The sequence below is a fragment of the Wenyingzhuangia sp. genome (assembly GCF_039768515.1).
GTDB lineage: Bacteria > Bacteroidota > Bacteroidia > Flavobacteriales > Flavobacteriaceae > Wenyingzhuangia.
This window is the reverse complement of the sequence record NZ_JBDNAI010000031.1, coordinates 1-3,121: the sequence shown is the minus strand read 5'-3', so window position 1 is coordinate 3,121 and position 3,121 is coordinate 1. Positions and strand designations below refer to the sequence as shown.

General features: G+C 39.0%; 4 protein-coding genes. All 4 read right to left on the bottom strand.

Annotation, left to right across the window (positions count from 1 at the left end; translation table 11 throughout):
* Positions 1-130, bottom strand: a 130-nt coding sequence (locus tag ABF281_RS02065) for a hypothetical protein (RefSeq protein WP_347180039.1), incomplete at its 3' end; no start/stop codon positions are given.
* Positions 131-150: 20 nt separating this feature from the next.
* Entirely contained in the window at positions 151-747 is a 597-nt protein-coding gene (gene leuD, locus ABF281_RS02060; RefSeq protein WP_347180038.1) for a 3-isopropylmalate dehydratase small subunit, read from the bottom strand.
* Between the two features lie 12 nt (positions 748-759).
* Positions 760-2,157, bottom strand: coding sequence for a 3-isopropylmalate dehydratase large subunit (leuC, locus tag ABF281_RS02055; protein WP_347180037.1), 1,398 nt, complete (start codon positions 2,155-2,157; stop codon positions 760-762).
* Positions 2,158-2,273: 116 nt separating this feature from the next.
* A partial coding sequence (locus tag ABF281_RS02050) for a helicase-related protein (protein ID WP_347180036.1) occupies positions 2,274-3,121 on the bottom strand: 848 nt, incomplete at its 5' end.

Sequence of the window (3,121 nt, the reverse complement as noted above, 5' to 3'; positions counted from 1 at the left end):
TGAGTTCTTCTAACAATAATTTAGCTAAAGTAAGTTTTTCAGAGGCAGAAAATGACACACTAGAAGTCTGTTCACCATCCCTTAAAGTGGTGTCCATGATTTCTATGATACGTTGGTTTTTAGCAGTCATCAGGAATGCATTTTGGTAATTTATAAAGGTGTATTGTCAGCAAAAGAGGTAATCTCTTCCTCCATACTTCTCAAATAATCAATGTCGTCAAAACCATTAAGCATATTTTCTTTTTTATAGACATTAATGTCAAAAGACTCTTGGTCTCCTGTACTAGGAATGCTAATAGTTTGTGCAGGAAGATTTACCACTATTTCAGTAGTAGGGTCTTTGAATACAGCCGCCAATATAACTTCTAAGAAAGCAGGGCTTACTTGAACTGGTAATACACCAATATTTAAGCAATTGTTTTTAAAAATGTCTGCAAAAAAACTAGACACAACACATCTAAAGCCGTAATCGTAAACGGCCCAAGCAGCATGTTCTCTAGATGATCCGGACCCAAAGTTCTTACCACCAATGAGTATTTTCCCTTGGTACTTTGGATTGTTGAGGACAAAATCTTCTTTTGGAGTATTATCTGAATTATATCTCCAATCACGAAATAAGTTATCTCCAAAACCAACTCTTTCCGTGGCTTTTAAAAATCTTGCTGGTATGATTTGATCCGTGTCTACGTTTTCTATAGGCAGTGGAACTGCAGTCGTAGTTAATGTAGTGAATTTATCGTATGCCATAGTGTGGTAAATTTATTGTAAAAGAGTTCTTGGATCGGTTACTTGTCCTGTTACGGCTGCTGCAGCTGCAACTAATGGACTGGCTAATAAGGTTCTTGAACCTGGCCCTTGTCTTCCTTCAAAATTTCTATTAGAAGTACTTACAGCGTATTTTCCTGCAGGAATTTTGTCGTCATTCATAGCCAAGCAAGCTGAACAACCTGGTTCTCTGAGTGTAAATCCTGCTGCTTCTAAAATCTCCAAAATTCCTTCATCTTTTATGGCTTTTTCCACCTGATGTGAACCTGGTACAAGCCAGGCAGTGACATGATCTGCTTTTTTTCTTCCTTTTACAATGCTTGCAAAAGCCCTGAAATCTTCTATCCTACCATTGGTACAACTTCCTAAGAATACATAATCAATAGATTTACCAATCATAGTATCTCCCTCGTTGTAATTCATATAGGCCAATGACTTTTGGTAAGTGGCTACACCTCCCTCTAGATCAGTAGCTAGTGGAATATCCTTAGATATTCCCATTCCCATACCTGGGTTGGTTCCATAAGTGATCATAGGCTCAATATCCGAGCCATCGAACTCGTACACTTTGTCAAATGAAGCGCCCTCTTCAGTATATAATGTATTCCAATAAGCCATGGCTTTATCCCATGAAGCTCCTTTTGGCGTAAACTCTCTATCTTTGATGTATTCAAAAGTCTTTTCATCTGGGGCCATCATTCCGCCGCGGGCACCCATCTCAATACTTAGATTACAAACAGTCATTCTCCCTTCCATACTCATTTCAGAGAAAACATTTCCAGCGTATTCAACAAAGTACCCTGTAGCCCCAGAAGTACTGAGTTTGGAAATAATATACAGGGCCACATCTTTAGGAGTTACCCCATTTTGTAGGCTTCCGTTAACCCTTATGACCATTTTCTTAGGCTTGGGCTGCATAATGCATTGCGTGGTAAGTACCATCTCTACCTCTGAAGTTCCAATTCCAAAAGCTATAGCGCCAAATGCACCATGGGTAGAGGTATGTGAATCTCCACAAACAATCGTAGCACCTGGTTGCGTAATGCCATATTCGGGTCCTACGACATGTACAATACCATTTTTTTCATGTCCAAGCCCCCAATATGAAATACCATGTGCAGTGGCATTTTCTTCAAGCGCCTTTAATTGATTTGCAGACAAGGGGTCTGCTACAGGTAAATGCTGATTAATCGTGGGTGTATTATGGTCTGCTGTGGCAAAGGTACGTTCTGGATACAACACCTTAGCTCCCCTGTTTTTAAGTCCTAAAAAAGCTACAGGACTGGTTACTTCATGGACCATATGACGGTCAATAAACAGGACATCTGGACCGTTTTCAATGCTTCTCACCACATGAGAATCCCAAACCTTGTCAAAAAGTGTTTTTTTCATAGAAAAAATGGTATTAAAAGAAGGCAATTAAAGTGCCTATTGAATATTGTGCAAGTTGTAAAAATAAATAAAAAATAAGTGTTTGCAGTTATCTTTTTGTGTCTGAATTACGATGTTCAACTGATGTAATTCCAAATATTTTTGTGTTTTACAAGCGCTCTGTACGCTAGTAAAATTGGTTTATTGCTTGCGGTATCTAAATAAGGGTCTGATTTTAAAGTAGTTATAGCAACCTCTCTCGCTTTTTTAAGTAAATCTGCATCCTTGACAATATCTGCAATTTTGAGTTGTAACACGCCGCTCTGTTGGGTACCCATGAGATCTCCAGGCCCTCTTAGTTTTAAATCAACTTCTGCTATTTCAAACCCGTCGCTAGAAGCAACCATGGTTTCTAGTCGTGTTTTTCCTTCTTGAGACACTTTGTTTCCAGACATGAGGATACAAAAACTCTGTTCTGCACCTCTACCCACACGTCCCCTTAACTGGTGTAATTGAGACAACCCAAAGCGCTCTGCACTTTCAATAATCATCACTGAAGCATTAGGAACATTGACCCCAACTTCTATTACAGTTGTAGCTACCATAATTTGAGTTTCTCCTTTGACAAAACGGTCCATTTCGTAGGCTTTTGCTTCTGCATTCATTTGCCCATGAACTATAGATACTTGAAATTCAGGCGCAGGAAAAGACCTTGAAATGCTGTCGTATCCATCCATGAGATCCTTGTAATCTAGTGCCTCTGATTCATTGATTAATGGATAAACAACATAAATCTGTCTGCCTTTTTTAATCTCTTCTCTAATAAACTTAAATACCCCAAGTCTGTGAGCATCTGATCGCCAAACAGTTTTAATTTCTTTTCTTCCTGGCGGAAGCTCGTCTATAATTGAAATATCTAAATCTCCGTAAATACTCATGGCTAAAGTCCTGGGTATAGGAGTGGCCGTCATGACCAATACATGTG